The organism is Nocardia sp. NPDC058176 (assembly GCF_042883805.1).
Taxonomy (GTDB): domain Bacteria; phylum Actinomycetota; class Actinomycetes; order Mycobacteriales; family Mycobacteriaceae; genus Nocardia.
The window spans coordinates 708889-734225 of the sequence record NZ_JBHVVA010000002.1 but is presented as its reverse complement, the minus strand read 5'-3'; the positions used below and the strand labels follow the sequence as shown (position 1 = coordinate 734225).

Annotated in this window: 25 protein-coding genes and 1 pseudogene; 20 read left to right on the top strand and 6 right to left on the bottom strand. The window is 69.3% G+C overall.

Annotated elements, in window-relative coordinates:
• Positions 1-100: 100 nt before the first annotated feature.
• The gene (locus tag ACFVVM_RS15950; protein WP_387618092.1) at positions 101-742 is read left to right on the top strand and encodes an NUDIX domain-containing protein; all 642 of its coding nucleotides are present in this window, start codon (positions 101-103) and stop codon (positions 740-742) included.
• 116 nt (positions 743-858) lie between these two features.
• On the opposite strand, the gene thiE is transcribed toward ACFVVM_RS15950, so the two are convergent.
• Positions 859-1566, bottom strand: coding sequence for a thiamine phosphate synthase (thiE, locus tag ACFVVM_RS15945; protein WP_387618090.1), 708 nt, complete (start codon positions 1564-1566; stop codon positions 859-861).
• 79 nt (positions 1567-1645) lie between these two features.
• On the opposite strand from thiE, the gene thiO reads away from it, so the two are divergent.
• From thiO to ACFVVM_RS15915, 6 genes are all read left to right on the top strand, one after another.
• The gene (gene thiO, locus ACFVVM_RS15940) at positions 1646-2734 is read left to right on the top strand and encodes a glycine oxidase ThiO (RefSeq protein WP_387618088.1); all 1089 of its coding nucleotides are present in this window, start codon (positions 1646-1648) and stop codon (positions 2732-2734) included.
• Positions 2731-2946, top strand: coding sequence for a sulfur carrier protein ThiS (gene thiS, locus ACFVVM_RS15935; RefSeq protein ID WP_387618085.1), 216 nt, complete (start codon positions 2731-2733; stop codon positions 2944-2946). Before thiO ends, thiS begins: the two co-directional genes overlap by 4 nt.
• On the top strand, positions 2939-3694 hold the full coding sequence (locus ACFVVM_RS15930; protein WP_387618083.1) for a thiazole synthase: 756 nt from the start codon (positions 2939-2941) through the stop codon (positions 3692-3694). Before thiS ends, ACFVVM_RS15930 begins: the two co-directional genes overlap by 8 nt.
• Before the next feature lie 94 nt (positions 3695-3788).
• Entirely contained in the window at positions 3789-4721 is a 933-nt protein-coding gene (locus ACFVVM_RS15925; RefSeq protein ID WP_387618081.1) for an ATP-binding cassette domain-containing protein, read from the top strand.
• A complete protein-coding gene (locus tag ACFVVM_RS15920) occupies positions 4721-5476 on the top strand; it encodes an ABC transporter permease (protein ID WP_387618080.1) in 756 nt (251 codons plus the stop codon). Before ACFVVM_RS15925 ends, ACFVVM_RS15920 begins: the two co-directional genes overlap by 1 nt.
• Positions 5477-5718: 242 nt before the next feature.
• The gene (locus ACFVVM_RS15915; RefSeq protein WP_387619235.1) at positions 5719-6582 is read left to right on the top strand and encodes an adenylate/guanylate cyclase domain-containing protein; all 864 of its coding nucleotides are present in this window, start codon (positions 5719-5721) and stop codon (positions 6580-6582) included.
• Here the strand turns inward: ACFVVM_RS15915 and ACFVVM_RS15910 are convergent, their stop codons facing one another.
• On the bottom strand, positions 6583-6738 hold the full coding sequence (locus ACFVVM_RS15910; RefSeq protein WP_387618078.1) for a hypothetical protein: 156 nt from the start codon (positions 6736-6738) through the stop codon (positions 6583-6585).
• 121 nt (positions 6739-6859) lie between these two features.
• Here ACFVVM_RS15910 and ACFVVM_RS15905 point away from each other — a divergent pair, with 121 nt between their 5' ends.
• The 10 genes from ACFVVM_RS15905 to ACFVVM_RS15860 all read left to right on the top strand — a co-directional run bounded on the left by ACFVVM_RS15905 (position 6860) and on the right by ACFVVM_RS15860 (position 17276).
• Positions 6860-7426 (top strand): carboxymuconolactone decarboxylase family protein, encoded by a 567-nt coding sequence (locus ACFVVM_RS15905; protein WP_387618077.1) that lies wholly within the window; start codon positions 6860-6862, stop codon positions 7424-7426.
• 69 nt (positions 7427-7495) lie between these two features.
• Positions 7496-9211, top strand: a complete 1716-nt coding sequence (locus ACFVVM_RS15900; protein WP_387618075.1) for an acyclic terpene utilization AtuA family protein — start codon at positions 7496-7498, stop codon at positions 9209-9211.
• Positions 9208-10359, top strand: a complete 1152-nt coding sequence (locus ACFVVM_RS15895; RefSeq protein WP_387618073.1) for an acyl-CoA dehydrogenase family protein — start codon at positions 9208-9210, stop codon at positions 10357-10359. Before ACFVVM_RS15900 ends, ACFVVM_RS15895 begins: the two co-directional genes overlap by 4 nt.
• On the top strand, positions 10356-11954 hold the full coding sequence (locus tag ACFVVM_RS15890) for an acyl-CoA carboxylase subunit beta (protein ID WP_387618071.1): 1599 nt from the start codon (positions 10356-10358) through the stop codon (positions 11952-11954). The genes ACFVVM_RS15895 and ACFVVM_RS15890 overlap by 4 nt, the downstream gene beginning before the upstream one ends.
• An 11-nt stretch (positions 11955-11965) precedes the next feature.
• Positions 11966-13960 (top strand): acetyl/propionyl/methylcrotonyl-CoA carboxylase subunit alpha, encoded by a 1995-nt coding sequence (locus tag ACFVVM_RS15885; RefSeq protein ID WP_387618069.1) that lies wholly within the window; start codon positions 11966-11968, stop codon positions 13958-13960.
• Positions 13957-15117 carry an acyl-CoA dehydrogenase family protein gene (locus tag ACFVVM_RS15880; protein WP_387618067.1) on the top strand — a complete coding sequence of 387 codons (1161 nt, stop codon included), beginning with the start codon at positions 13957-13959 and terminating at the stop codon, positions 15115-15117. Before ACFVVM_RS15885 ends, ACFVVM_RS15880 begins: the two co-directional genes overlap by 4 nt.
• Positions 15118-15177: 60 nt before the next feature.
• Positions 15178-15960, top strand: a complete 783-nt coding sequence (locus ACFVVM_RS15875) for an enoyl-CoA hydratase family protein (protein WP_387618065.1) — start codon at positions 15178-15180, stop codon at positions 15958-15960.
• Between the two features lie 4 nt (positions 15961-15964).
• Positions 15965-16579, top strand: coding sequence for a TetR/AcrR family transcriptional regulator (locus ACFVVM_RS15870; RefSeq protein WP_387618063.1), 615 nt, complete (start codon positions 15965-15967; stop codon positions 16577-16579).
• A 68-nt stretch (positions 16580-16647) separates the two neighbouring features.
• Complete coding sequence (locus ACFVVM_RS15865) at positions 16648-16848, top strand: DUF2191 domain-containing protein (RefSeq protein WP_387618061.1); 201 nt, start codon at positions 16648-16650, stop codon at positions 16846-16848.
• Positions 16845-17276, top strand: coding sequence for a VapC toxin family PIN domain ribonuclease (locus ACFVVM_RS15860; protein ID WP_387618059.1), 432 nt, complete (start codon positions 16845-16847; stop codon positions 17274-17276). The genes ACFVVM_RS15865 and ACFVVM_RS15860 overlap by 4 nt, the downstream gene beginning before the upstream one ends.
• An 83-nt stretch (positions 17277-17359) precedes the next feature.
• On the opposite strand, the gene ACFVVM_RS15855 is transcribed toward ACFVVM_RS15860, so the two are convergent.
• Both ACFVVM_RS15855 and ACFVVM_RS15850 read right to left on the bottom strand, forming a co-directional pair.
• Positions 17360-19399, bottom strand: a complete 2040-nt coding sequence (locus ACFVVM_RS15855; RefSeq protein ID WP_387618057.1) for a glycosyltransferase family 39 protein — start codon at positions 19397-19399, stop codon at positions 17360-17362.
• A 263-nt stretch (positions 19400-19662) separates the two neighbouring features.
• A pseudogene (locus ACFVVM_RS15850) lies at positions 19663-20865 on the bottom strand (glycosyltransferase); the annotation flags it as partial.
• 139 nt (positions 20866-21004) lie between these two features.
• Here ACFVVM_RS15850 and ACFVVM_RS15845 point away from each other — a divergent pair.
• Positions 21005-21508 (top strand): DUF6790 family protein, encoded by a 504-nt coding sequence (locus ACFVVM_RS15845; RefSeq protein WP_387618055.1) that lies wholly within the window; start codon positions 21005-21007, stop codon positions 21506-21508.
• A 3-nt stretch (positions 21509-21511) separates the two neighbouring features.
• On the opposite strand, the gene ACFVVM_RS15840 is transcribed toward ACFVVM_RS15845, so the two are convergent.
• Positions 21512-22141, bottom strand: a complete 630-nt coding sequence (locus ACFVVM_RS15840; protein WP_387618053.1) for a class I SAM-dependent methyltransferase — start codon at positions 22139-22141, stop codon at positions 21512-21514.
• A gap of 190 nt (positions 22142-22331) precedes the next feature.
• Between ACFVVM_RS15840 and ACFVVM_RS15835 the strand changes: the two genes are divergently transcribed.
• Positions 22332-23057 carry a TetR/AcrR family transcriptional regulator gene (locus tag ACFVVM_RS15835; protein WP_387618051.1) on the top strand — a complete coding sequence of 242 codons (726 nt, stop codon included), beginning with the start codon at positions 22332-22334 and terminating at the stop codon, positions 23055-23057.
• Positions 23058-23169: 112 nt separating this feature from the next.
• Here ACFVVM_RS15835 and thiD read toward each other — a convergent pair whose 3' ends face one another.
• Positions 23170-24018: a bifunctional hydroxymethylpyrimidine kinase/phosphomethylpyrimidine kinase gene (gene thiD / locus ACFVVM_RS15830; RefSeq protein ID WP_387618049.1), complete on the bottom strand. Its 849-nt coding sequence runs from the start codon at positions 24016-24018 to the stop codon at positions 23170-23172.
• Between the two features lie 77 nt (positions 24019-24095).
• On the opposite strand from thiD, the gene ACFVVM_RS15825 reads away from it, so the two are divergent.
• Complete coding sequence (locus tag ACFVVM_RS15825; RefSeq protein WP_387618047.1) at positions 24096-25244, top strand: GTP-binding protein; 1149 nt, start codon at positions 24096-24098, stop codon at positions 25242-25244.
• Positions 25245-25337: the final 93 nt, after the last annotated feature.

The window sequence follows — 25337 nt, the reverse complement described above, 5'->3', positions numbered from 1 at the left end:
CCGTACTGGTGCGGAGTTTATTGTGGTCCTACCGGTGGCGCAGCCCCTCAGACACCCCCGAGACGGTTGCTGCTCGGCTGCTCGGAGGAAAGAGTATTGGATGCGCGGTGACGGAGACGGGTGGTCGAAGAGCCCGGACGGTGTTCGGCACTGGGGCAGGTTCGGTGCGGCGGGGCTGTTGCTGCGCGCGCCGCTGCCCAGCGGTGGGTCCGCGGTGCTGTTGCAGCACCGGGCGCTGTGGAGTCATCAGGGTGGAACCTGGGCCCTGCCCGGTGGCGCCAGGGACTCGCACGAGACGGCCGAGCACGCTGCGGTCAGGGAGGCCGAGGAGGAGGCGGGCATCACCGCCGCCGCCCTGCGCGTGCGCGCCCAACGGCTGACGATGACCGCGCCCAGCGGCTGGACCTACACCACGGTCGTGGCCGACGCCGAGCACCCGCTGGCGACGGTCGCGAACAAGGAGAGCTGCGAGCTGGCCTGGGTGCCCGAGGACGAGGTCGCCGACCTGCCGCTGCACCCGGGGTTCGCGCAGTCGTGGGTCGGCCTGCGCGCGGTGCCGCTGCGCGTGCGCCTCGAAGCCGACCACGAGGAGCTCGCCGCGGCACTGCCACGCACCGTCGACCTCGCCGACCAGGGGTTCTACTGGTTGCACACCCTGGCGACCGGGCCCGGCGCCGAGGTGGTCGTCGACACTGAGACGCCCGACGGGCTCAGCGTGCGGCGAGCCGATCTGCTGGCCTGAACGTCCGCATCGAGCCGTCGGCTGCCGACATCTGCCCGCACCCCGCCGGGCGGCTGCCTCGGGCCGACGCGGTCCGCACCGCGCCTGGCTACCCGACCCGAAGAGCCGGGCCGAGGTCAGCGCGGTTCGGCACCGGCGAGCAGGGCCTCTTTGAGCTCGCGCGCCGCGGCCTCGGGGTCGGCGGCGTCGGTGATCGCACGCACCACCACGACGCGGCGCGCACCCGCGGCGAGGACCTCGGGGAGGCGTTCGGTGTCGATCCCGCCGATGGCGAACCACGGCAGGGTCGGGTGGGCGTCGGCGGTGGAGCGGATCAGGTCGACGCCCGCGGCCTGGCGGCCCGGCTTGGTCGGGGTGGTCCAGATCGGGCCGGTGCAGAAGTAGTCGAGGTGGCCGTCGATGGCGGCCAGACCGGCCTGGTTGCGGTTGTGGGTCGAGCGGCCGATCACCACGTCGGGGCCGAGGATGCGCCGCGCGTAGGCGGGCGGCAGGTCACCCTGGCCGAGGTGCAGGACGTCGGCGCCCGCGGCCAGCGCGATGTCGGCGCGGTCGTTCACCGCGAGGAGCGCGCCGTGCCTGCGGGTCGCGGCCTTGATCTCGGCCAGCGCGCCGAGCTCGGCCTTCGCCTCGAGCGGGCCGAACTCGGCCTCGCCGGGCGAACCCTTGTCACGGAGCTGGACGATGTCGACGCCACCCGCGAGCGCGGCATCGACGAACCTGGCCAGATCGCCCTTGTCCCGGCGCGCGTCGGTGCACAGATACAGCAGTGCGGTCGACAGGCGCTCCCTGGGCGGGACGGATCGATTCGGATGGGAGGGCTGCACGGTGTCGACGGTAGTCGCGCTACCGTGGAGACGCGAACGCCGTGGCGCTCGACAGGCGGAAAAAGACAGGTGGAACGTGATGCGAACTCTGGCGGTCGTTGGCGGCGGCGCCGTCGGACTCGCCGTCGCGTGGCGCGCCGCCGAGGCGGGCTGGACGGTCACCGTGTTCGATCCGGCGCCCGGTTCCGGCGCGTCCTTCGTCGCCGGTGGCATGCTCGCGCCGCTGTCGGAGGGCTGGCCCGGTGAGGACCGGGTGCTCGCCTTCGGCGCGGCCGCGCTCGCCGAGTGGCCCGCCTTCGCCGAACGGCTGCGCGCGATATCGGGCGAATCGGTGTTCGTCGCCGAGCAGACCCTGACCGTCGCGCTCGACGGCGCCGATGCCGCCGATCTGCGCACGGTCGCGGACTGGCTGGCCGGGTTCGGCCACGATCTGTCGGTGCTCGATCGCGCCGGGGTGCGCGCGCTGGAACCCACGCTGGCCCGCACCGTGCGCGCCGGCCTGCTCGCCACCACCGAACCGGCGATCGACAACCGGCGGGTGCTGCGCGCCCTCGAAGCCGCCTGCGCCGCGACGGGTGTCGAGATTCGCGCCGAAGCTGTTGCCGCACTGGATGATCTGCCGCACGATCGCGTCGTGCTCGCCGCGGGCGCCCGCTCCGCCGAGCTGTGGCCTGGCCTGCCGGTGCGGCCGGTGAAGGGCGAGATCCTCCGGCTGCGGCACCGGCCGGGCGTGAGCGCGCCGCCGAGCCGGGTGATCCGCGCGCGGGTGCACGGCAGGCAGGTGTACCTGGTGCCGCGCGCGGACGGAATCGTCATCGGCGCAACACAATACGAGGCCGGGTTCGACACCACGGTCACCGTCGGCGGGGTCCGCGACCTGATCGCCGACGCCGAGACCGTGCTGCCCGGCATCGGCGAATACGAACTGGCCGAGGCGGGCGCGGGCTCGCGGCCCGGCACCCCCGACAACCTGCCGCTGCTCGGCGCACTCGACGACCGGGTCGTCGCGGCCACCGGCCACGGCCGCAACGGCATGCTGACCCTCGCGCTCACCGCCGTCACCGTCCCGCGGCTGCTCGACGGCGAGGTTCCCGAGTACGCCGAAGCGGCCTCGCCCCAACGTTTTTCGACGTCTGTGCTGTCGTCATCCCCAGGAGGAGTCCGATGACCTCGACCATTCCGATCGGCGTCACCGTCAACGGTGTCGACCACGAGTTCGCCGAGCCGCTCAGTGTTCGTGACCTGCTGACCAGGCTCGAACTGCCGTGCCAGGGGGTGGCCCTGGCGATCGACGGCGCGGTCTTCCCGAAATCGCGCTGGGACGAGCCCGTCGCGCGCGGCTGGACCATCGAGGTGCTGACGGCGGTCCAGGGTGGCTGAGCCGCTGCGCATCGCGGACAAGGAGTTCGGCTCGCGCCTGATCATGGGCACCGGCGGCGCCGAGAATCTCGCCGTGCTCGAACAGGCGCTCATCGCCTCGGGCACCGAGCTGACCACGGTCGCGATGCGCCGGGTCGACGCGGCGGGCGGCACCGGCGTGCTCGATCTGCTCAAGCGGCTCGACATCACCCCGCTGCCCAACACCGCGGGCTGTCGCACCGCCGCCGAAGCGGTGCTCACCGCGCGCCTGGCCCGCGAGGCGCTGGACACGCACTGGGTCAAGCTCGAGGTCGTCGCCGACGAGCGCACCCTGCTGCCCGATCCGATCGAGCTGCTCGACGCCGCCGAACAGCTCGTCGACGACGGTTTCGTCGTCCTGCCCTACACCAACGACGACCCCGTGCTGGCCCGTCGGCTCGAAGACGCGGGCTGCGCCGCGGTCATGCCGCTCGGCGCGCCCATCGGCACCGGCCTCGGGATCGGCAACCCGCACAACATCGAGATGATCGTGGCCGAGGCAGGCGTCCCGGTGATCCTCGACGCCGGCATCGGCACCGCGAGCGACGCCGCCCTTGCCATGGAACTCGGCTGCTCGGCAGTCCTGCTGGCTACCGCGGTGACCAGGGCCCGCGAACCCGAGCTCATGGCCGAGTCGATGGCCGCCGCCGTGCGGGCCGGATACCTGGCCAGGCGGGCCGGGCGCATCCCCAAGCGCTTCTGGGCTCAGGCTTCGTCCCCAGGCCGCTAGTCCCGTCTCGGGGTCGGGGTCATCCTCGAGGATGACCCAACTCGCTACCTCACGGCGACGCGTCCGTGACCGATCATGCGGCAAGCTGGGACGCATGATCGAGCTGAAGGGCCTGACGAAGCAATTCGGCCAGACCGTCGCGGTGCAGGACCTCTCGTTCACCGTCCATCCAGGACAGGTGACCGGGTTCCTCGGCCCCAACGGTGCGGGCAAATCCACCACCATGCGGATGATCCTCGGATTGGATCAGCCCACCTCGGGCACCGCGCTGATCGACGGCAAGCGCTACCAGGATCTGGAGCGCCCGCTGACCGAGGTCGGCGCGCTGCTCGACGCCAAGTGGGTGCATCCGAACCGATCGGCGCGCGCCCACCTGGAATGGCTGGCCGTGTCCAACGACCTGCCCAAGTCCCGGGTCGACGAGGTGTTGCGCCTGGTCGGTCTGTCGGAGGTGGCCGGCAAGAACGCGGGCGGCTTCTCCCTCGGCATGTCCCAGCGGCTCGGCCTGGCCGGTGCGCTGCTCGGTGACCCGAAGGTGCTGCTGTTCGACGAGCCGGTCAACGGCCTCGATCCCGAGGGCATCCTCTGGATCCGCCGCTTCATGCAGCGGCTGGCCGCCGAGGGCCGCACGGTGCTCGTGTCGAGCCACCTGCTCTCGGAGATGGCCCAGACCGCCGAGCATCTGATCGTGATCGGCCGGGGTCAGCTCATCGCCGACACCACCACCAAGGACTTCATCGACCGCGCGTCCGAGCAGTCGGTCCGCGTCCGCAGTCCCCAGCTCGACCAGCTGCGCAGTCTGCTCACCTCGCACGGCATGACCGTGCGCGAAGAGGGCGATTCCGCGCTGATCGTGGCCGGCGTGACCAGCGACGAGGTCGGCAAGGTGGCCGGGACGAACAGCGTCACGCTCTACGAGCTGGCGCCACAGCAGGCCTCCCTCGAAGAGGCGTTCATGCGAATGACCGGCGGCGCGGTGGAGTACCACGGCGCGGGCTTCGACCAGGTGATGGGAGGTGCGCTCTGATGGGAGTGCTCGCCGCGGAACGAATCAAACTCACCTCGACCCGCTCACCCTGGTGGTGCTCGGCGGTCGTGATCGCGCTCAGCATCGGCCTGGCCGTGCTGATGTCGCTGATCACCAACATCGACGCCGAGCCGGGACAGGGGCCGCCGCCGCTGACCCCCGGCGTGGCCGCCTCCGGCGTGACCGCGTTCGGCGTGATGGTCCTGATGATCATGGCCGCGCTCACGGTGACCAGCGAATATCGCTTCGGCGTCATCCGGGCCAGCTTCCTCGCGGTGCCGAAGCGGTCGAAGGTGGTCGTCTCCAAGGCCGGTCTGGTCGGCGTGTACGCCGCGCTGCTGACGGGTGTGCTGGCGCTGGTCGCCTTCGTGGTGGCCAAGCTGATCGTCGGTGACGACGCCCCCGGCCTGGTGCTCGAGGGCAACTGGCGCGAGATCTACAGCATTCCGATCTACGCCCTGCTCGGTGTGGTGCTGGCGATCGGTGTCGGTGTGCTGGTCCGGCAGTCGGCCGCGGCCATTTCGCTGATCGTGCTGTGGCCGCTGGTCATCGAGAGCCTGCTCGGCGCGTTCGGCAGCTTCGGCCGGGCGGTCACCCCGTTCCTGCCGTTCGCCAACATGAACCGCTTCCTGACCGTCGACGAGGTGTCCGGCAACTGGCACTGGGGCGTGTGGGGCAGCCTGATCTACTTCGCCGCCTTCGTGGCGATCGTGTTCGCCGGTGCGCTCGTGGTGGTCAACCGCCGCGACGCCTGACAACTGCTTGCCCGGGTTGCCCTCGCAAGAGCCCGGGTTGCCAGGGTCGGCGACCTTGTCGGGAGGTCGCCTGATCCGCCCCTTCGGCTTCCGCTGCCCGGTAGCCGAAGGTAACGACCGCCGGTCCGCTGCTCGTGACGCAGCGGACCGGCGGTCGTCGTTGGGTGAGATAGTCTCGGGGCGTGAGTGATACGCCTTCTGGCGGGAGCGATCCGCGGCGGCGCGATGCCGCGGCGGAGGTGGTGATCCCGTTGGAGCCGATCGTTGGTGAACAGGACGACCGCGCGTCCGGTGATGCCGATGCGCGCCCCGGTCGTCGGCGCGTTCAGTTCTCCTCGAAACTGCAGGCGGCCAACCGGCGTGCCGACGTGATCGGCGCCCTGCGCAAGGCCCGCCAGCAGCTGCCCGGTGACCCGGCCTTCGGCGATCCGCTGTCGGTCTCCGGCCCCGGTGGCGCTCGCGCGGTGGCCAGGGCGGCGGACAAGTTCGCCGGTGGCACGCCCAGCGCGGCCAGGGAGATCGGTTTCGGCGCGTTGCAGGTCTGGCAGGCGGCGCTGGAGCGGATCGGGCGCGTGCGCGGTACCGAGCCGGTGACCATCGTGTTCACCGATCTGGTGGCGTTCTCGAGCTGGTCGCTCGCGGCGGGCGACGAGCGCACCCTGAACCTGCTGCGGCAGGTCGCCAAGGCCATCGAGCCGCCGATCGCCGAGCGGGGCGGTCAGGTGGTCAAACGGATGGGCGACGGCCTGATGGCGGTGTTCTCCTCGCCGGATCGCGCCGTGCGCGCCGCGCTGGCGGCCCGCCGCAACCTCGCCGAGGTGGAGGTCGACGGCTATCGCCCGCGCATGCGCGTGGGCCTGCACACCGGCACCCCGCGCGAGATCGGTGGCGACTGGCTCGGCGTCGACGTCAACATCGCCGCCAGGATGATGGAGGCAGGCGGCAACGGCAACACGATGCTGTCGAGCACCACCCTGGCCGCCCTGCGCCCGGAGACACTCGAGGAACTCGGCGTCACCGTCAAGCCGTACAAACGCAACTTCTGGGCGGCACCCCTCAACGGCGTCCCCGAGGACGTCCGGATCTACAAGCTCAGCACCAGCTGACTACTGCAGCCAGAGCACCGCACCGAGGGCGGCGAGCCCGGCGGCGACGAGCAGGGCGATCGACATCTGCCGATTGTTCTTCCAGGTCGTGAAGGCCCCGCCCAACAGGAACCCGGTGAGGGCGAACATCAGGATCACGGCGGTCGAGGACGACATTGTGGCTTCACTTTCGTTGCGGGCGCGGGTCGGTTCCATGCTGTCATGGCGATTTGTCACAGATCGCGGCTGGTCGGCGTCTACATGGTGAAACCATCCGACACCACTCCCAGGAGGAGCCATGACCACCCGAATTCCCCCGGCCCGGATCGACGGCCTGTTCGGCGCCATCGTGAAGAAGATGAGTGCGCGCATGTTCGGCAAGGTGCCGGAGTCGTTGGGCGTGATGTGGCACAACCAGCCGGTGCTGAAGGCCTCGATGGGCTACGGCCGCAAGGTGCAGAAGTGGGACAGCTGCGACGAGGCGCTGAAGTCGTATGCCCACATGGCGGTCGCGTCGCTGATCGGCTGCTCGTGGTGTCTCGACTTCAACTACTTCATGGCCTTCAACCGAGGTCTCGACATGGACAAGGCGCAGCAGATCCCGCGCTGGCGCGAGTCCGAGGTGTTCACACCGCTCGAGCGTGATGTCCTCGAATTCGCCGAGGCGATGAGTCAGACCCCTCTGACGGTCACCGACGAGCTGGTCGCCCGTCTGCGCGACCAGCTGGGCGCCGCCGCGGTGATCGAGCTGAGCAGTGTGATCGGGTTCGCGAACCTGACCACCCGCGGCAATGTCGCGCTCGGCATCGAGTCGGAGGGCTTCGCCGACACGTGTGGCCTGCGGCCGATGGCGCAGCGGTCGTAGTAGCCGTCGAGGGCGATTAACAAGCACGCATGCTTGCTTTTTTTCTGAAGCGGTGTGATCCTGGGTCGCATGAGTGCACTCTCCGCTGATCCGGACCTGATCAGGATCGGCAACTGTTCCGGGTTCTACGGTGACCGGCTGAGCGCGATGCGCGAGATGCTCGAGGGTGGGCAGCTCGACGTGCTCACCGGTGACTACCTCGCCGAGCTGACCATGCTGATCCTGGGCCGCGACCGGATGAAGGACCCCAGCCTCGGCTACGCCAAGACGTTCGTGAAGCAGATCGAGGACTGTCTCGGTCTCGCGCTCGAGCGGAACGTGCAGATCGTCACCAATGCGGGTGGGCTCAATCCGGCCGGGCTGGCCGAGCGGCTGCGCAAGGTGGCCGCCGATCTCGGTCTGGACGCCAAGATCGCCCATGTCGAGGGTGACGACCTGGTCGGCCGGGCCGCCGAGCTCGACCTCGGCCAGCCGCTCACCGCCAATGCCTACCTGGGCGCGTGGGGCATCGTCGAGTGCCTGAACTCCGGCGCCGACATCGTCGTCACCGGCCGGGTCACCGACGCCTCGGTGATCGTCGGCCCCGCCGCCGCCCACTTCGGTTGGGCGCGAACCGATTACGACGCGCTCGCCGGAGCCGTGGTCGCCGGGCACGTGATCGAGTGCAGCACCCAGGCCACCGGCGGCAACTTCGCCTTCTTCACCGAACTCGGCGACATCGGTCGCCCCGGCTTCCCGATCGCCGAGATCCGCCGCGACGGGTCCAGCGTCATCACCAAGCACGACGGCACCGGCGGCACGGTCACCGTGGACACGGTCGAAGCCCAGCTCATGTACGAGATCCAGGGCGCGCGCTACGCCGGACCCGATGTCACCACCCGCCTCGACAGCATCGCCGTCAGCCAGGAGGGTAGGGACCGGGTGCTGATCAGCGGTGTGACCGGGGAGGCCCCGCCGCCGCAGCTCAAGGTCTCGCTCAACACCCTCGGCGGTTTCCGCAACGAGATGGAATTCATCCTCACCGGCCTCGACATCGAGGCCAAGGCCGCGCTGGCCCAGCGTCAGCTGGAAGCGTGGCTGACCGTCAAGCCCGCCGAACTCAGCTGGACGCTGGCGCGCCTCGACCGTCCCGACGCCGACACCGAGGAGCAGGCCAGCGCGCTGCTGCGCTGTGTGGTGCGCGATCCCGATCCGAACAAGGTCGGCCGCGGATTCTCCAGTGTCGCCGTGGAACTCGCGCTGGCCAGCTACCCGGGCGCGAGCTTCACCACGCTGCCCGGCAACGGCGCGCCCTACGGTGTGTTCACCCCCGGCTTCGTCGACGCGCACGAGGTGCCGCACGTCGCCGTGCTGGCCGACGGCACCCGCGTCGACATCGCGCCCGCCACGGAAACCGTTGTGCTCGAACCGGTCTCCGAACCGGAGCTGCCCGCGGCCCCGCCGCCTTCCGAGACCCGCCGAGTCCCGCTCGGCTCGATCGCTCTTGCCCGCAGCGGCGACAAGGGCGGGGACGCCAATATCGGCGTCTGGGTGCGCACCGACCAGCAATGGCGGTGGTTGGTGCACACCCTCACGGTCGAGAAGCTCCAGGAACTCCTGCCCGAGACGGCCGAACTCACCGTCACCCGCCACGTGCTGCCCAATCTGCGCGCGGTCAACTTCATCATCTCCGGCCTGCTCGGCAAGGGCGTCGCCTACCAGGCACGTTTCGACCCGCAGGCCAAGGGGCTCGGCGAATGGCTGCGCTCCCGCCACCTCGATCTGCCGACGGAGCTGCTCGCATGACGTCTGTTTGGGAAACACCGGAGCGAAAAGAGCTGCGCGCCACCGTGCGCGGGTTCGTCGAGCGGGAGATCCTGCCCGATCTCGACAGCTGGGAGCGTGAGGGCCTGATCCCGCGTGAACTGCACAAGAAGGCGGGCGAACTCGGCCTGCTCGGCATCGAGTACCCCGAATTCGCCGGTGGCGAAGGCGGTTCGCCGATCGACGGTGTGGTGCTCAGCGAGGAGCTGCACTACGCGGGCGCCTCCGGCGGCCTGTGGGCTTCGCTGTTCACCTGCGGAATCTCGTTGCCGCACATCATCGCCTCGGGCAATCAGGAACAGATCGAGAAGTGGGTCAAGCCCACCCTGGCCGGTGACCTGATCGGCTCGCTGGCCATCACCGAGCCCGGCGGCGGCTCCGATGTCGGTCACCTCACCACCTCGGCGGTGCGCGACGGCGACGACTTCATCATCAACGGCGCCAAGACCTTCATCACCTCGGCCTGCCGCGCGGACTTCATCGTCACCGCGGTGCGCACCGGCGGGCCCGGCGCGGCCGGTGTCTCGCTGATCATCGTGCCCACCGACACTCCGGGTTTCGAGGTGACTCGCAAGCTGGAGAAGATGGGCTGGCTGGCCTCGGACACCGGTGAGCTGTCGTTCACCGATGTGCGGGTGCCTGTTTCGAACCTGGTCGGCGCGGAGAATTCCGGCTTCGCCCAGATCGCCAACGCGTTCGTCAGCGAGCGGGTCGGCCTCGCCGTGCAGGCGTACTCGATGGCCCAGCGCGCCCTCGACCTCACCCTCGAGTGGACCCGCAACCGCGAGACCTTCGGCCGCCCGCTGATCAGCCGCCAGTCGGTGCAGATGACGCTCACCGAGATGGCCCGCCGTATCGACCTGTCCCGGGTGTACACCCGCTCGCTGGTCGAGCGCGTGGAGAACGGCGAGCAGGGCCTGATCGCCGAGGTCTGCTTCGCCAAGAACACCGCCGTCGAAACCGTGGAATGGGTTGCCAACCAGGCGGTTCAGCTGCACGGCGGGATGGGTTACATGCGCGAGTCCGAGGTGGAGCGCATCTACCGCGACATCCGCATCATCGGCATCGGTGGCGGCACCAACGAGATCCTGACCATGCTGGCGTCGAAAGTATTGGGGTACCAGTCGTGACGACCTTCCGTTCCACGCTCGACACCGCCTCGCCCGAGTACGGTGCGGCCGCCGAAGCCATGTCGACCAAGCTCGCCGAGATCGAGGGCGAATTCGCCAAGGCCATCGCCGGTGGCGGGCCCGAGAAAGTGGCCCGGCATCACAAGCGGGGCAAGCTGACCGCGCGAGAGCGCATCGAACTGCTGCTGGATGAGGACTCGCCGTTCCTGGAGCTGTGCCCGCTCGCGGCCTGGGGCAGTGACTTCCATGTCGGTGCGTCGACCATCGCCGGGATCGGCATCGTCGAGGGTGTCGAGTGCATGATCGTCGCGCCGGATCCCACCGTGCGTGGTGGCACTTCCAACCCGTGGACGCTGCGGAAGACGTTGCGGATCAACGACATCGTGCGGGAGAACCGCTTGCCGGTGATCTCGCTGGTCGAGTCCGGTGGCGCCGATCTGCCCACGCAGAAGGAAGTGTTCATCCCGGGTGGCGCGATGTTCCGCGACCTCACCCAGGCTTCGGCTGCCGGAATCCCCACCATCTCACTGGTTTTCGGCAACTCGACGGCCGGTGGTGCCTACATCCCCGGCATGTCGGACTACGTGGTGATGGTCAAGGAGGGCGCGAAGGTCTTCCTGGCCGGCCCGCCGCTGGTGAAGATGGCCACCGGTGAGGACTCCGACGACGAGACCCTCGGTGGCGCCGAGATGCACGCGCGCACTTCGGGTCTGGCCGACTACATGGCCGCCGACGAGCAGGACGCCATCCGCATCGGCCGCGGCATCGTGCGCCGCCTGAACTGGAAGAAGCAGGGCCCCGAGCCGCGCGCCGAGGTCATCTCGCCGCTCTACGATCCCGAGGAACTGCTCGGCATCGTGCCCTCGGACCTGAAGATCCCGTTCGACCCGCGCGAGGTGATCGCCCGCGTCGTCGACGGTTCGGACTTCGACGAGTTCAAGCCGCTCTACGGCTCGAGCCTGGTCACCGGCTGGGCCGAGATCAACGGCTTCCCGATCGGCATCCTGGCGAACGCGCGCGGCGTGCTGTTCTCCGAGGAATCGCAGAAGGCCACCCAGTTCATCCAGCTGGCCAACAAGAAGAACACCCCACTGCTGTTCCTGCACAACACCACCGGCTACATGGTCGGCAAGGAGTACGAGCACGGCGGCATCATCAAGCACGGCGCGATGATGATCAACGCGGTCGCCAACTCCAAGGTGCCGCACATCTCGCTGCTGGTCGGCGCCTCCTACGGCGCCGGGCACTACGGCATGTGTGGGCGCGCGTTCAATCCGCGGTTCCTGTTCGCCTGGCCGAGCGCGAAATCCGCCGTGATGGGCGGCGCGCAGCTGGGCGGCGTGCTCACCATCGTGCAGCGCGGCGCGGCCGAGGCGAAGGGTCTGCCCTTCGACGAAGAGGCGGCAGCCGGACTGGCGGCGATGGTCGAAGCGCAGATCGAGGCCGAGGCCATGCCGATGTTCCTGTCGGGCAGGCTCTTCGACGACGGCATCATCGACCCCCGTGACACCCGCACCGTGCTGGGAATGGCCCTGTCGGCCATCCACAACGCACCGATCCAGGGCGCCGAGGGCTTCGGCGTCTTCCGAATGTGAGGCGCGACAACATGGCCATTACGAATGTTCTTGTCGCCAACCGCGGTGAGATCGCGCGGCGCGTGTTCGCCACCTGTCGTCGGATGGGTATCGGCACGACGGCCGTCTACTCGGACGCAGATGCTTCGGCACCGCACGTGTCCGAGGCCGACGCGGCCATCCGCCTGCCAGGCAACACCCCCGCCGAGACCTACCTGCGCGGTGAGCTGATCATCGAGGCGGCGCTGGCCGCCGGTGCCGACGCGATCCACCCGGGCTACGGATTCCTCTCCGAGAACGCCGAATTCGCGCGTTCCGTGCTCGACGCCGGTCTGGTGTGGATCGGTCCGCCGGTCGCGGCGATCGAGCAGATGGGCTCCAAGGTCGAGTCCAAGAAGATGATGGATGCCGCCGGTGTGCCCGTGCTCGCCGAGCTCGATCCGGCCGAGGTCACCGAAGCGCACCTGCCCGTGCTCATCAAGGCCTCCGCCGGTGGTGGCGGTCGCGGCATGCGCGTCGTGCGCGAGCTCGGTGAGCTGCAGGACCAGATCGCGGCGGCCCGGCGCGAGGCCGAGTCGGCCTTCGGCGATCCGACCGTGTTCTGTGAGCGCTACCTCGAGACCGGGCGCCACATCGAAGTGCAGGTCATGTCGGACACCTTCGGCAAGACCTGGGCGGTCGGCGAGCGTGAGTGCTCGATTCAGCGCAGGCATCAGAAGGTCGTCGAGGAAGCGCCCTCGCCGCTGGTCGAGAAGATCGACGGCATGCGCGACCGCCTGTTCGAGGCGGCTCGCCTGGCCGCCGAGGCGATCGGCTACGAGGGTGCGGGCACGGTCGAGTTCCTGGCCGACGAGAAGGGTGAGTTCTTCTTCCTGGAGATGAACACCCGCCTGCAGGTGGAACATCCGGTCACCGAGCAGACCACCGGCCTCGACCTGGTCCGCCTGCAGTTGCAGGTGGCTTCCGGCCTGCCGCTGCCCGCGACCCAGCCCGCGCTGCGCGGTCATTCGATCGAGGTCCGCCTCTACGCCGAGGACCCGTCCCACGACTGGCAGCCGCAGAGCGGACCGGTACACAAGATCGAGATCCCGTTCACCACCGGTGAATTCACCGTGCTCGATCAGCCCGGCGTGCGCCTCGACACCGGCGTCGTCGACGATTCGGTGGTCGGCGTGCACTACGACCCGATGCTGGCCAAGGTCATCTCCTACGCCGAAACCCGTGCCGAGGCAGCGCATCTGCTCGCCACCGCGCTGCAGCGGGCCAAGATCCACGGCCTGGTGACCAACCGCGACCTGCTGGTGCGCGTGCTGCGCCATCCGGCCTTCCTGGCCGGTGACACCGACACCGCCTTCTTCGTCACCCACGACCTGGCCGCGCTCTCGGCGCCGCTGGCTTCGGAATCCGACGAGGCACTGTCGATTGTCGCTGCCGCACTGGCCGATTCGGCCGCCAACCACGCCGCCAGCCGGTTCACCCGCCTGGCGCCCAACGGCTGGCGCAACCTGGCCTCGCTGCCGCAGACCAAGTCCTACGAGAGTCGGACCTCCGGCACCCACGAGGTGCGCTATCGCCACACCCGCTCCGGCGTGACGGTGGAGGGCCACGACGGGCTCGAGCTGATCTCGGCGGCGCCCGATCGCGTCGTCCTCGCGGTGCCGGGTGAACGCGGCCCGGTGCGCAGGCAGTTCGAGATCGCCCGCTACGGCGACCTCGTCGCGGTCGACTCCCCGCTCGGCCCGGTGGCCGTGCGCCGGTTGCCGCGTTTCACCGACCCGTCCGAGCAGGTCGCGGCCGGTTCGCTGCTCGCACCGATGCCCGGCAGCGTCATCCGCCTCGGTGCCGCCGAAGGCGACCAGGTCAAGCAGGGTCAGCCCATTCTGTGGCTGGAGGCGATGAAGATGGAGCACACCATCGCCGCGCCGGCCACCGGCATTCTCAGCGCCTTGAACGTGACCGTCGGCCAGCAGGTCGAGGTCGGAACCGTCCTCGCCGTGGTCGAGGAAGAAGAGCAGGAGCAGGCATGAGCTTCATAGAAACCGAAGAGCAGAAGGCGTTGCGGGCGGCGGTCGCTTCGCTGGCCGCCAAGTACAACTACCGCGACTACGTGCTGCCGCTCTCGCGCAAGAACGAGCCGCTCACCGAACTGTGGGACGAGGCGGGCAAGCTCGGCTTCCTCGGCGTGAACCTGCCCGAGGAGTACGGCGGCGGTGGCGCGGGCATGTACGAGCTGGCGCTGGTGATGGAGGAGCTCTCCGCCCAGGGCGCGGGCCTGCTGCTGATGGTGGTCTCGCCGGCCATCTGCGGCACCATCATCACCAAGTACGGCACCGACGCGCAGAAGCAGTCCTGGCTGCCCAGGCTCTCCGACGGCTCGGCCAAGATGGTCTTCGGCATCACCGAGCCCGACGCGGGCTCCAACTCGCACCAGATCACCACCACGGCCCGCCGCGACGGTGGCGACTGGATACTCAACGGCCGCAAGATCTTCATCTCCGGCGTCGATCAGGCCGAGGCGATCCTGGTGGTCTCGCGCACCGAGGACCACAAGACCGGCAAGCTCAAGCCCGCCCTGTTCATCGTGCCGACCGACGCGCCCGGACTGGTGAAGAACGTCCAGGAGATGGACATCGTCGAGCCGGACAACCAGTTCACGCTGTTCTTCGACGATGTGCGCCTGCCCGCCGACGCCCTCGTCGGCTCCGAGGACGCGGCGCTGGCCCAGCTGTTCGCCGGCCTGAACCCCGAGCGCATCATGGGCTCGGCCATGGCGGTCGGCCTCGGCCGCTACGCCATCGACCGCGCCGTCGAGTACGCCAAGGAGCGCACCGTCTGGAAGACGCCGATCGGTGCGCACCAGGGCATTTCGCATCCACTCGCGCAGGTCAAGATCGAGCTGGAACTGGCCAAGCTGATGATGCAGAAGGCCGCGACCCTCTACGACACCGGCGACGAATTCGGTGCCGCCGAGGCCGCGAACATGGCCAAGTACGCGGCCGCCGAGGCCAGCATCAAGGCGCTCGACCAGTCGATCCAGACCCACGGTGGTTCGGGCCTGACCCGCGAGGTCGGCCTGGCGGCCATGCTGCAGGCCGCCCGCATCGCGCGCATCGCCCCGGTGAGTCGCGAGATGATCCTGAACTTCGTGGCCCAGCATTCGCTCGGCCTGCCCCGCTCGTACTAGGACACCGGTGGTCGCCTCGACGTCGGGGCGACCACCTCTATCGGATGAACAGGAGTCCCGATGAGTGACGTGACGGAAGCACCGTTCGTCCGCTACGAGGTCGTCGACGGGTTCGCCACGCTGACCTTCGATTCCCCGCACAACCGTAATGCCCTCTCGTCCAAGCTCGTTCGCGAGCTGCTCGCCGGATTGGACGCGGCGGCAACTGATCCCGCCGTGCGCGGCATCGTGCTCACCCACACCGGTGACACCTTCTGCGCGGGCGCCGATCTCAAGGAGGCCAGCCACGCCGATCCCGCGGTGGCCGCCGACGAGCGCACCCGCGTGATGATCGACGTGCTGCGCGGCATCCTCACCTCGCCCAAACCGGTCATCGCCCAGATCGACGGCAATGTGCGTGCCGGTGGCATGGGCATCATCGGTGCCTGCGATCTCGTCGTGGCCGGGCCGGGGAGCAGTTTCGCGCTCACCGAGGTGCGGATCGGGATGGCGCCGTTCATGATCTCGCTCACGCTGGTGCCGCGCCTGGACCAGCGCGCGGCGAGTCGCTACTTCCTGACCGGCGAGAAGTTCGACGCCGCGACCGCGCGGGAGATCGGGCTGGTCACCGTGGCGGCCGCCGATGCCGCCGCCGAGGTCAAACGCCTTGCGGGAGAACTGCGCAAGGGTTCGCCGCAGGGGCTGGCCGAGTCCAAGAAGCTGGTCAACGCGACCCTGTTGGCCACCTTCGACGCCGAGGCCGAGGCGCTCGCGCGGCGTTCCGCTGGCTTCTTCGGCACCCCCGAGGTGATCGAGGGCATGACGGCCTTCTTCCAGAAGCGCCCGCCCAGCTGGGCACAATAGGGCAATGGCGACACCCCACGAACCCAAGCAGGACCGCAGCCGGGCCACCCGGCAGCGGCTGCTGGAGGCGACCATCGACTGCCTGGCCGAGACCGGCTGGGCAGCCGCCACCGTGTCGGTGGTCGCCGAACGGGCCGGGGTGTCGCGCGGGGCCGCCCAGCACCATTTCCCCACCCGCGAGGACCTGATCACCGGCGCGCTCGAGTACATGTTCGACACCCGCATGGACCAGTCCACCGCGGAGGCCGCCACGATCAGCGAGGTCGCCGAAGGGGAGGGGCGCACCCGCGCCGTCGTCTCGGGCCTGGTCGAGTCGTACACCTCGCCGCTGTTCAAGGCGGCCCTCCAGGTGTGGACGCACGCCGCCGCCGACCCCGCCCTGCGCGAGCGCATCGTCCCCCTCGAGGCCCGCTTCGGCCGCATCGCCCACCGCCGCGCGGTCGAGGCGCTCGGTGTCGACGACTCCAACCCGGTCAACCACCATCTGGTCCAGGCGACCCTCGACCTGGCCCGCGGTCTCGGCCTCGCCGACGTCCTCACCGACGATTCTGCGCGTCGCAAACTGATCGTCGACCAGTGGGCATCGACCCTGCACAACGCGCTCGACATCGCGCACTGAGTCGTGGTGACCTGCCCATTCGTGCGTATATAGTTCTCGATTCGGGAATATATGTCGAAGGGTGGGGTATGACCAAGCGACTGATCGAGATCGAGGACGATCTGCTCGAGTCCGCACAGGAAGCGCTCGGAACAACGGGTGTCTCCGACACGGTGCGTGCCGCACTGCGCTCGGCGGCGCTGGCCGGAGCGCGTGCCCGACATATCGAGTGGCTGGTCAACGGCGGTATGGCCGAGATGGCCGACAAAGATCGGCGCGACGCGGTATGACCAGGAAGGCGTCTGTCCTCATCGACACCAGCGCACTCGCGTGGATGCGGCATCCTGTCGTCGCCGAGTTGCTGGCGCCGCGGATCACCGTTGGCATGGTGGCCACCTGTGCGTCGCTCGATGCGGCAGCGCTCCGGCGCACTCGTGATACCGCCGAATACGAACAGTTGCGCGCAGACCTCCGCGATCTCTACGAATACGTGCCCACCAACGAACAGCACTGGCAGAACGCGTTCACCATCCAGCGAGAACTCGCGCGGTCGGGCCGTCATCGCGCAGTCGGCTTCGGTAGTTTGCTCGCCTCGGTCGTCGCGGTCGAACACGGGCTGGTCCTGTTCCACTACGACGCCGACTTCGAAACAGTCGCCTCGGTCGTCGACCTCAACCACCGCTGGGTCGCACCACGCGGGAGTCTCGAAACTTCCTGACCGGCGGGCCACCACTCCGCACAAGCGCGTGCCCGGTGGATCGGAGGATCGACCGGGCACGACATCCTGTGTGTGGCAGGCCCTTACGTCGTGGGCTGGGTCAGGTCGTAGAGCGTGACACCGTCCACCTCCTCGGACCGATAGTGCTCGGCGACCCAGGCGGCGATGGCTGAGCTGGTCGAGGTGCTGTCGCCGCCGGGGCCGCCGCGTCCACCGGCGATGAAGTAGTGGATACGTCCTTCGGCGACGTACTGCTGGAACTGCTCCAGGGTGGGGGAGGGGTCGCTGCCGTTGAAGCCACCGACGGGCATGACCGGGAGCTCGGTGGCGAGTTGGTATCCGGCGGCACTGTTGGAGCCGACGGTGGCGGCGACCCAGGTGTAGTCGGCGCCGTCCTGTTCGAGCATCGTGGTGATCCGGTCGCTCGGGCGCGATCCGCCGAGCAACCCACCGGGCCCACCCATCGCCTGGCCGCGCTGTCCGGCGTCACTCTGCACACCGCCGCCCTGCGTGGCCGTACCCGGCGGACCGTCTGCCCGCTGCCCGTCGGGTTGGGTCGGGAACGCGCCGTCGGTACCGCCGGCGATCCCGCGGCCTGCGGTCGCCCGGCCGTCACCGCCGGGGCGCATGCCGGGACCACCCATGCCGTGCATTCCGCCGGCGCTGGGTCCGGCAGTCGGGATCGCGCCGGAGTGGGCGGAGGTGAGGGTGTCGACGGAGTAGGCGACCGGGCCCGACAAGCCGACGAAGGCGGCGAGCACCGCGACGAGAACGGTGTGCTTGCGCGCCACCGGGAAAGCGATCGCGATCGTGACCAGCACGCCGAACACGAGGACCGCCCAGCGCAGCCACAGTAGGAAGGATGCGCTGCGCGACAACAGCATCCACGTTGTCGCGGTGGTGAGTCCGAGGGCGAGCGCGGCTGTACAGCGCACCCACCATCGATCCCGGGCGCCCCAGAGTTGCACCGCGCCGATCCCCACCAGCGCCGCGACGGCGGGAGCCAGCGCCACGGTGTAGTACTGGTGGAAGATTCCGGCCATATAGCTGAACACCAGCCCGGTGACGAGAAGCCAACCGCCCCAGAGGATCAGCGCGGCCCGCTTCCGATCGATGCGCGGCGCCCGGCCGCGCAGAACGAGCCCGGCGACCAGGGCGACCAGTGCGGCGGGAATCAGCCACGCGATCTGCCCACCCTGGGCGGCGTCGAACATCCGGGTGATCCCGGTGCTGCCCCACATACCGTTCCCGCCGGGCGGGAGTTCGCCGCCGGGTCCGACGCTGCCGCGCTCGTTGCCGTTCAACCGGCCGAGACCGTTGTAGCCGAGGGTGAGTTCGATGATCGAATTGTCGTGCGACCCACCGATCCACGGCCGCTGATCGGCAGGCCACAGCTCGACCGTCAGCAACCACCAGCCCGCGGCGGCGACCATGGCCGCGCCCGCCGCGAACAGCTGCGCGATCCGCTTGCCCAGCTTCGGCGGACCCGCCACCAGATAGGTCAGCGCCAGCGCGGGCACCACCAGCAGCACCTGCAACTGCTTGGCCAGGAACCCGAATCCGATCAGCCCGCCGGTGAGCAGCAGCCACCGCCACCGTCCGTCGGCGACCGCGCGGGTCATCGCCCAGGCGGCGCCCGTCATCAACAGCACGAGCAGCGCGTCGGGATTGTTGAACCGGAACATCAGCACCGCGACGGGAGTCACCGCGAGCACAGCGCCCGCGATCAGCCCCGCCACCGGTCCGAACGACCGTCGCACCGTCGCCCACAGCGCCGCCACCGTCCCCACCCCGAGCACCACCTGCGGGACCAGCATGGCCCAACTGTTGAGCCCGAACAGCCGCACCGACAGCCCCATCACCCACAGCGACGCGGGCGGTTTGTCCACCGTGATCGAGTTGGCCGCATCGGAGGACCCGAAGAAGAACGCCTTCCAGGATTGCGAACCCGCCTGCACGGCAGCGGCATAGAAGTCATTGGCCCACCCGTTGGCGCTCAGATTGCAGAGGTAGGCGATGGCAGTGCCGATCAGCAGTACCGCCAATGCCGGGTACTCCCAACGGGGTCGGCGCTCAACAGCATCTGCGATGTGCGCCGGGGAGGTAGTCAGAACCGCGGTCATCGAATCGCCCCCGACCCCACCGCGCCCGCGCCCGCGCCCGTGCTCGCACCTGCGCCCGTGCTCGCACCTGCGCCCGTGCTCGCACCTGCACCCGCGCCCCCACCTGCACCCGCGCCCGCACCTGTGCCCGCACTCGTGCTCACGCTCGTGCGTGCGCTGCATTGGGGTGCTGAGTATTCGGGACTCTTGCCAGCCGAGCGACCATCATCCTGAGCCGCTGGACGGTCAGTGTTCCGACCCACTTGATGACTGATGTTGCGACCTGCCGAGCGGAAGACCCACCGCAGCCCGACGAATCGGGCGAGTGTCGCCAGAAGGTTCGCCAGGACCAGCACGGCGAGCTCCACCGCGACGGCCGCGTCGGGGGCCCAACGGTGCAGGGCGAACAGTGACCCGCTGGTGATCGCCAGGCCGAAGGCGAAGATCAGCAGTCCTTGGAACTGATGCGATACCGCGTCGGCCCGCCCGCGAACCCCGAAGGTGAAGGCGCGGTTGGCGGCGGTGTTGCCCACGGCGGTGATCAGCAAGGCGATCAGGTTGGCTCCCTGGCCGCCCATCAGTGGTTGCAGCAGCAGGTACAGCGCGATGTAGGCCAGCGTCGAACCCACGCCGACGATCGCGAACCGCACCAGCTGCCCGACCATGCCCAGCGGCACCCCGGCGACCAGCGGTTCCCGGCCGACGGCGGCGCGCAGTTCCTCGATCGGCAGCGATCCGGAGCCCAGTGCCCGGCCGAGCCGCCAGATCCCGCGCAGATCCTTGCGCGCGGTATCGATGATGTCGACCCGGCTGTCGGGATCGTCGATCCAGTCGACCGGCACCTCGTGAATCCGCAACCCGGCGCGCTCGGCAACCACCAGCAGTTCGGTGTCGAAGAACCACTCCCCGTCGTGCACCAGTGGCAGCAGCTCGCGCGCCACCTCGGCGCGCACCGCCTTGAATCCGCACTGCGCGTCCGAGAAGTGCGCGCGCAGTGTGGTTTTCAGCAGCAGGTTGTAGCAGCGGGAGATGATCTCGCGTTTTGGTCCGCGCACCACCCTGGCGGCGGCGTCGAGGCGGGTGCCGATCGCGAGATCGGAGTGTCCGGAGACCAGGGGCGCCACCAGGGGCAGCAGCGCGTCGAGATCGGTCGACAGGTCGACGTCCATGTAGGCGACCACCGCCGCGTCCGAACCGTCCCACGCGGTCCGCAGCGCACGGCCGCGGCCCTTGGCGTCCAGGTGCAGCACCCGCACCCCGTCGAGTTCGTCGGCGAGCAACCGCGCCACCTCGAGCGTGGCATCGGTGCTGGCGTTGTCGGCGATCGTGATGCGCGCGGTGAACGGGAACCCGTCGCGCAGGTGGGCGTGCAGCCTGCGCACGCACACGCCGAGATCGGCTTCTTCGTTGTAGACGGGGATCACCACGTCGAGCACCGGCGCACGGGTGCTCGACGCGGGCTGCGGTGGGGCCTCGGTCTGGTTCATGGCACCCACCCTCGACGGCCACGCTGCCACCGAGCTGGGACCGAGCTGGGAGGTTCCTGCGGATGCCGGGCAGGCATAAACTGGGAGGGTTCGACGACATGCTGGATCAGTGTTCGACTGGACGCATGGAGGCTCTCCGATGCCCACCGTCATCGCAGTGCTGGTCGCCCTCATCGGCGCGTTCATACAGATCCGACGGCACCCGGACCGGCCTGCGGCCGACATCCACCTGGTGTGGTGGCTGGTGGCCGTGGTCGGCGTCGCGTCCGTGCTCGGCGCGGCTTCCCACATCTTCGACGGCGCGAATGTCGCCGAGCAGATCGGCTACACCCGCGGCGACGGCGGCTTCCAATGGGAGAACGCGATGGGTGATCTGGCCATCGGCGTCGTCGGCATCATGGCCTACTGGTTCCGCGGCCATTTCTGGTTGTGCGTGATCGTGGTCCTGAGCATTCAGTACTGGGGTGACGCGGCCGGGCACATCTACTTCTGGGTGGCCGAGGACAACACCAAGCCGTACAACATCGGGATCCCACTGTGGACCGACCTCCTGCTACCGATCGTCATGTGGGTGCTCTACCTGCTGTCCTGGCGGCGCAACGGTGACGCCGTGCCGAAAGCCGCGGTGAGCACCAGCGGCTGAACCTCAGACGCGATGGATGCGCAGCACGCTGTCGGCGCGCTCGCCCACCTCGCCTTCGGGGCTGACGGCTTCGCTGTGGACGAGTTCGGCGGTCGCCACCTGCCACCGACCCGGCGCGAGCTCCAGCTGTTCGAGCACCTGCTCGATGGTCGGGAACGCGTAGTCGTGCAGCGGGGTGCCCGCCCAGCTCGGCCAACCGGCGTGTCCGCCGACGACCAGCGTGCCGCCCGGCGCCACCGCCGCCGCGGCCCTGCGCAGGATCCCGGCGCGCTCGTCGGGCTGCTCCACCGGCGAGTGCAGGAACTGCGCCGAGACCAGGTCGAAGGAACCGGCCGGGAAGGTGGCCTGCAGGTCGTGCCGTTCCCAGGCGATGGTCAGCCCGGCCGCCGCCGCGCGCTGTTCGCCGCGGTCCATGGCCGTGGCGGAGACGTCGACCGCGGTGACCCGCCAGCCCCGCTCGGCCAGCCAGATCGCATCGGCCCCCTCCCCGCACCCGAGATCGAGCGCGGTCCCGGTCGCCAGACCGTCCACCTCGCGGACGAGAAGCGGATTGGGGTTGCCGGTCCAGACCTGTTCGCGCTCGCGATAGAAGTCCTCCCAGTACTGCTCAGCGGTGGGTACGGTCTCGGCCATGGGGTGCTCCATCCCTGGTCAGTGCAATGAACGAGTCGACCCGATAGTGCGGGCACCCCACGTTCCCAGGCAACAAACTTTGCCATTCCAGCAACTATGCCTCCGGCCACACTCCTGACCTGGACTGTTGATCACCAGGCTCTGGTGGGGGCCTCGGACAGGCGGGGGTCGCCGCCGATAGCATTGCGTCGTGGCGCGCGGGTACCGGATGGCAGAGGAGTCGCCGGTTCGTCGCGTCGACGCGCGGACCGAGCGGTGGCGCGAGCATCGCGTGCGGGTGCGGATCGAGTTCGTCGACGCCGCGTTCCGGGCGCTGGATCGCTACGGCCCCGATGTGAGCATGGGCGATATCGCCAAGGAGGCGGGCGCGGCCAAGCCGAAGCTGTATCGCCATTTCGAGGACAAGACCGACCTCTACAACGCGATCGTCGACCGGCTGCGCGACACCCTCTGGGAGCGGATGCTCAGCGGCGTGAACCTGACCGACGATTCGATCGCCGAACTGGTGCATCGCGCGGCCGCCGAGTACGTGGCGGTGGTGACCGAGCATCCGAACGTCTTCCGGTTCATGCTGCACAGCCATTTCAGCCAGCAGGCCCGCGAAACCGAACGGGCGCTGGTCGCCGCCCGGCAATCCGCCCGGCGCGCCGCCGAGTTCTTCGCCGGTCTGTTGCCGACGGAATCGATCGACGTGGCCGGGATCGAACTGGTGAACTACTCGATCTTCGGCGCGGTGGCCTCGGCCACGGACTGGTGGCTCGGCGCGAATCAGCGCGAGGTGTCGGTGATGCCGGTGGAGCGTTTCATCGATTATCTGGCCGAGAGCATCTCGGCGCTGGCCATGGCGCACGCCCGCTTCAACGGCATCAGGATCGATCCCGCGCAGCCACTGCGCGACGCCTTCGTTCTCGACTGAACTGCCGCGCCCGGCACGAACTCCGTTGTTCTCGCCGGTCACGCCGTTGGAACCGGTGGGGGTGCGACGAATTCAGTATGAACCTGCCCACCGACAAGTTCGCGACGCCACGCTAGGCGTCGGCGCGCAGTCTCCACAGCGGTGACACGGGTCCGTGACCTGCGCCGAGATCGTAGGACGCGGCCAGGCAGCGGTAGGTCCATTCCTTGGCGAACTCCACCGCGTCTGGCACCGAGTAACCGTTGGCGAGCGCGCTGGCGATGGCCGCGGCCAGGGTGTCGCCGCCGCCGTGATCGTTGCCGGTGGCGATGCGCGGCGCGGTGAACTCGCGGAAGGTGTCGCCGTCGTAGAGCAGGTCGGTGCTCACCGACGAGGAGCGCAGGTGCCCGCCCTTCACGATGGACCACTGCGCGCCCAGCCCGTGCAATGCCTCGGCGGCCTTGCGCGCGGTGGCGTCGTCGACCACCTCGATGCCGGTGATCAGCCGGACCTCGTCGAGGTTCGGGGTGACCACGGTGGCCAGCGGGATCAGGGTGTTGCGGACCGCGTCGAGCGCCTCGGCGTGCAGCAGCGGGTCGCCGTGCATGGAGGCGGCGACCGGGTCGACCACCAGCGGGATGTCACCGTCGCGGCCGATGCCGAGTTCGCGGCACACCCCGGCGACGGCCTCGATGATGGCGGTCGAGGCGAGCATGCCGGTCTTGGCCGCGCCGATGCCGATGTCGCGCACCACAACGCGCACCTGATCGGCGACGACATTCGGCGGGATCTCGTGAAAACCGCTGACGCCCAGCGTGTTCTGCACCGTCACCGCGGCCACCGCGACACAGGCGTGCACCCCGCACAGCGCCATGGTCCGGGAATCGGCCTGGATTCCGGCGCCGCCACCGGAGTCGGTACCCGCGATGGTGAGCGCGCGAACAGGGGTCTGGCCATCGGGGGTCAGCGGCAACATCTTCACGCCCCAACCCTACGACCGCGTGTCCGATTTCGAGACCCCACCCGCCAATAGCAAATGAAAACCATTATCATTAAGTCGTGACCATCTCCCCGACCCCCACATCCCTGCCCGTCACCGTGCTGTCCGGTTTCCTCGGCGCGGGTAAGACCACCCTGCTCAACCACATCCTCGCCAACCGCGACGGGCGCCGGGTCGCGGTGATCGTCAACGACATGAGCGAGGTCAACATCGACGCCGCGCTGGTCGCGGGCCAGGGCCACCTCGACCGGACCGAGGAGAAACTGGTCGAGCTCACCAACGGCTGCATCTGCTGCACCCTGCGCGAGGACCTGATCGAGGCCGTCGCCCGGCTGGCCCGCGCGGGCCGCTTCGACCAGCTGGTGATCGAGTCGACCGGCATCTCCGAACCCATGCCGGTGGCGGCCACCTTCGATTGGGAATTCGAGGACGGCTTCCGCCTCGGCGTGATCGCCCGCCTGGACACCATGGTGACCGTCGTCGACGCCTCGACCTTCCTGGCCGAACTGGTCCGCGGTGAGGCACTGGCCGAACGGAGTCTCGAAGCGGGCGAGGGGGATTCGCGCACGATCGCGGATCTGCTCGTCGACCAGGTCGAGTTCGCCGACGTCCTGTTGATCAACAAGACCGATCTGGTGAGCGCGAACGCCGCTGCCACCGTCGAGGCCACCGTGCGCAGGCTCAACCCGCGAGCGCACATCCTGCGCACCGAGAAGGGCGCGGTCGACCTGGCCGAGGTGCTCGGCACCGGGCGCTACAACCCGGCGGTGGCCGCCGAGGCCGAGGGCTGGGCGGAGGAACTGGCGGGCGGGCACACGCCGGAGACCGAGGAGTACGGCATCAGCAGCCTGACCTTCACCGCTGACCGGCCGTTCCATCCCCAGCGCCTCGCCGACGCGCTGGAACGGATGCGCGGAATGCTGCGCAGCAAGGGCTTCTGCTGGATCGCCAGCCGCCCCGAGCTGGCCGCGATCTGGTCGCAGGCCGGGCCGAACCTGACCTTCGAACCCGGCGCGTGGTGGTCGGCGCTCGAGGTGCCCGCCGGGCAGGAGATCGTGTTCATCGGCGTTCGCCTCGACGCGGCGGCACTGCGCCGAGAACTCGAGACCGCCCTGCTCACCGACCTGGAGTTCGCCGCGGGCGCGGGCGCGTGGGCCGCGTATCCCGATCCGTTTCCCGCCTGGGGTGAGTTGCACATGCATCACTGATCGAGATCATTGGTGGGCGTATCGCCCTGTGCTGGTGCATGATTCGAAGGGGCCGCGACCCACGCGCCGATGAGGGGAGCGTGGGCCGCGGCA

What these genes read in the sequence shown, in the direction of transcription:
- ACFVVM_RS15870 (WP_387618063.1), top strand. Translation starts at nt 15,965, where the DNA reads ATGGCGACACCCCACGAACCCAAGCAGGACCGCAGCCGGGCCACCCGG.
- thiS (WP_387618085.1), top strand. Translation starts at nt 2,731, where the DNA reads ATGACCTCGACCATTCCGATCGGCGTCACCGTCAACGGTGTCGACCAC.
- ACFVVM_RS15920 (WP_387618080.1), top strand. Translation starts at nt 4,721, where the DNA reads ATGGGAGTGCTCGCCGCGGAACGAATCAAACTCACCTCGACCCGCTCA.
- ACFVVM_RS15840 (WP_387618053.1), bottom strand. Translation starts at nt 22,141, where the DNA reads ATGGCCGAGACCGTACCCACCGCTGAGCAGTACTGGGAGGACTTCTAT.
- thiO (WP_387618088.1), top strand. Translation starts at nt 1,646, where the DNA reads ATGCGAACTCTGGCGGTCGTTGGCGGCGGCGCCGTCGGACTCGCCGTC.
- ACFVVM_RS15875 (WP_387618065.1), top strand. Translation starts at nt 15,178, where the DNA reads ATGAGTGACGTGACGGAAGCACCGTTCGTCCGCTACGAGGTCGTCGAC.
- ACFVVM_RS15865 (WP_387618061.1), top strand. Translation starts at nt 16,648, where the DNA reads ATGACCAAGCGACTGATCGAGATCGAGGACGATCTGCTCGAGTCCGCA.
- ACFVVM_RS15845 (WP_387618055.1), top strand. Translation starts at nt 21,005, where the DNA reads ATGCCCACCGTCATCGCAGTGCTGGTCGCCCTCATCGGCGCGTTCATA.
- ACFVVM_RS15905 (WP_387618077.1), top strand. Translation starts at nt 6,860, where the DNA reads ATGACCACCCGAATTCCCCCGGCCCGGATCGACGGCCTGTTCGGCGCC.
- ACFVVM_RS15895 (WP_387618073.1), top strand. Translation starts at nt 9,208, where the DNA reads ATGACGTCTGTTTGGGAAACACCGGAGCGAAAAGAGCTGCGCGCCACC.
- ACFVVM_RS15855 (WP_387618057.1), bottom strand. Translation starts at nt 19,399, where the DNA reads ATGACCGCGGTTCTGACTACCTCCCCGGCGCACATCGCAGATGCTGTT.
- ACFVVM_RS15900 (WP_387618075.1), top strand. Translation starts at nt 7,496, where the DNA reads ATGAGTGCACTCTCCGCTGATCCGGACCTGATCAGGATCGGCAACTGT.
- ACFVVM_RS15860 (WP_387618059.1), top strand. Translation starts at nt 16,845, where the DNA reads ATGACCAGGAAGGCGTCTGTCCTCATCGACACCAGCGCACTCGCGTGG.
- ACFVVM_RS15950 (WP_387618092.1), top strand. Translation starts at nt 101, where the DNA reads ATGCGCGGTGACGGAGACGGGTGGTCGAAGAGCCCGGACGGTGTTCGG.
- ACFVVM_RS15925 (WP_387618081.1), top strand. Translation starts at nt 3,789, where the DNA reads ATGATCGAGCTGAAGGGCCTGACGAAGCAATTCGGCCAGACCGTCGCG.
- ACFVVM_RS15910 (WP_387618078.1), bottom strand. Translation starts at nt 6,738, where the DNA reads ATGTCGTCCTCGACCGCCGTGATCCTGATGTTCGCCCTCACCGGGTTC.
- ACFVVM_RS15880 (WP_387618067.1), top strand. Translation starts at nt 13,957, where the DNA reads ATGAGCTTCATAGAAACCGAAGAGCAGAAGGCGTTGCGGGCGGCGGTC.
- ACFVVM_RS15885 (WP_387618069.1), top strand. Translation starts at nt 11,966, where the DNA reads ATGGCCATTACGAATGTTCTTGTCGCCAACCGCGGTGAGATCGCGCGG.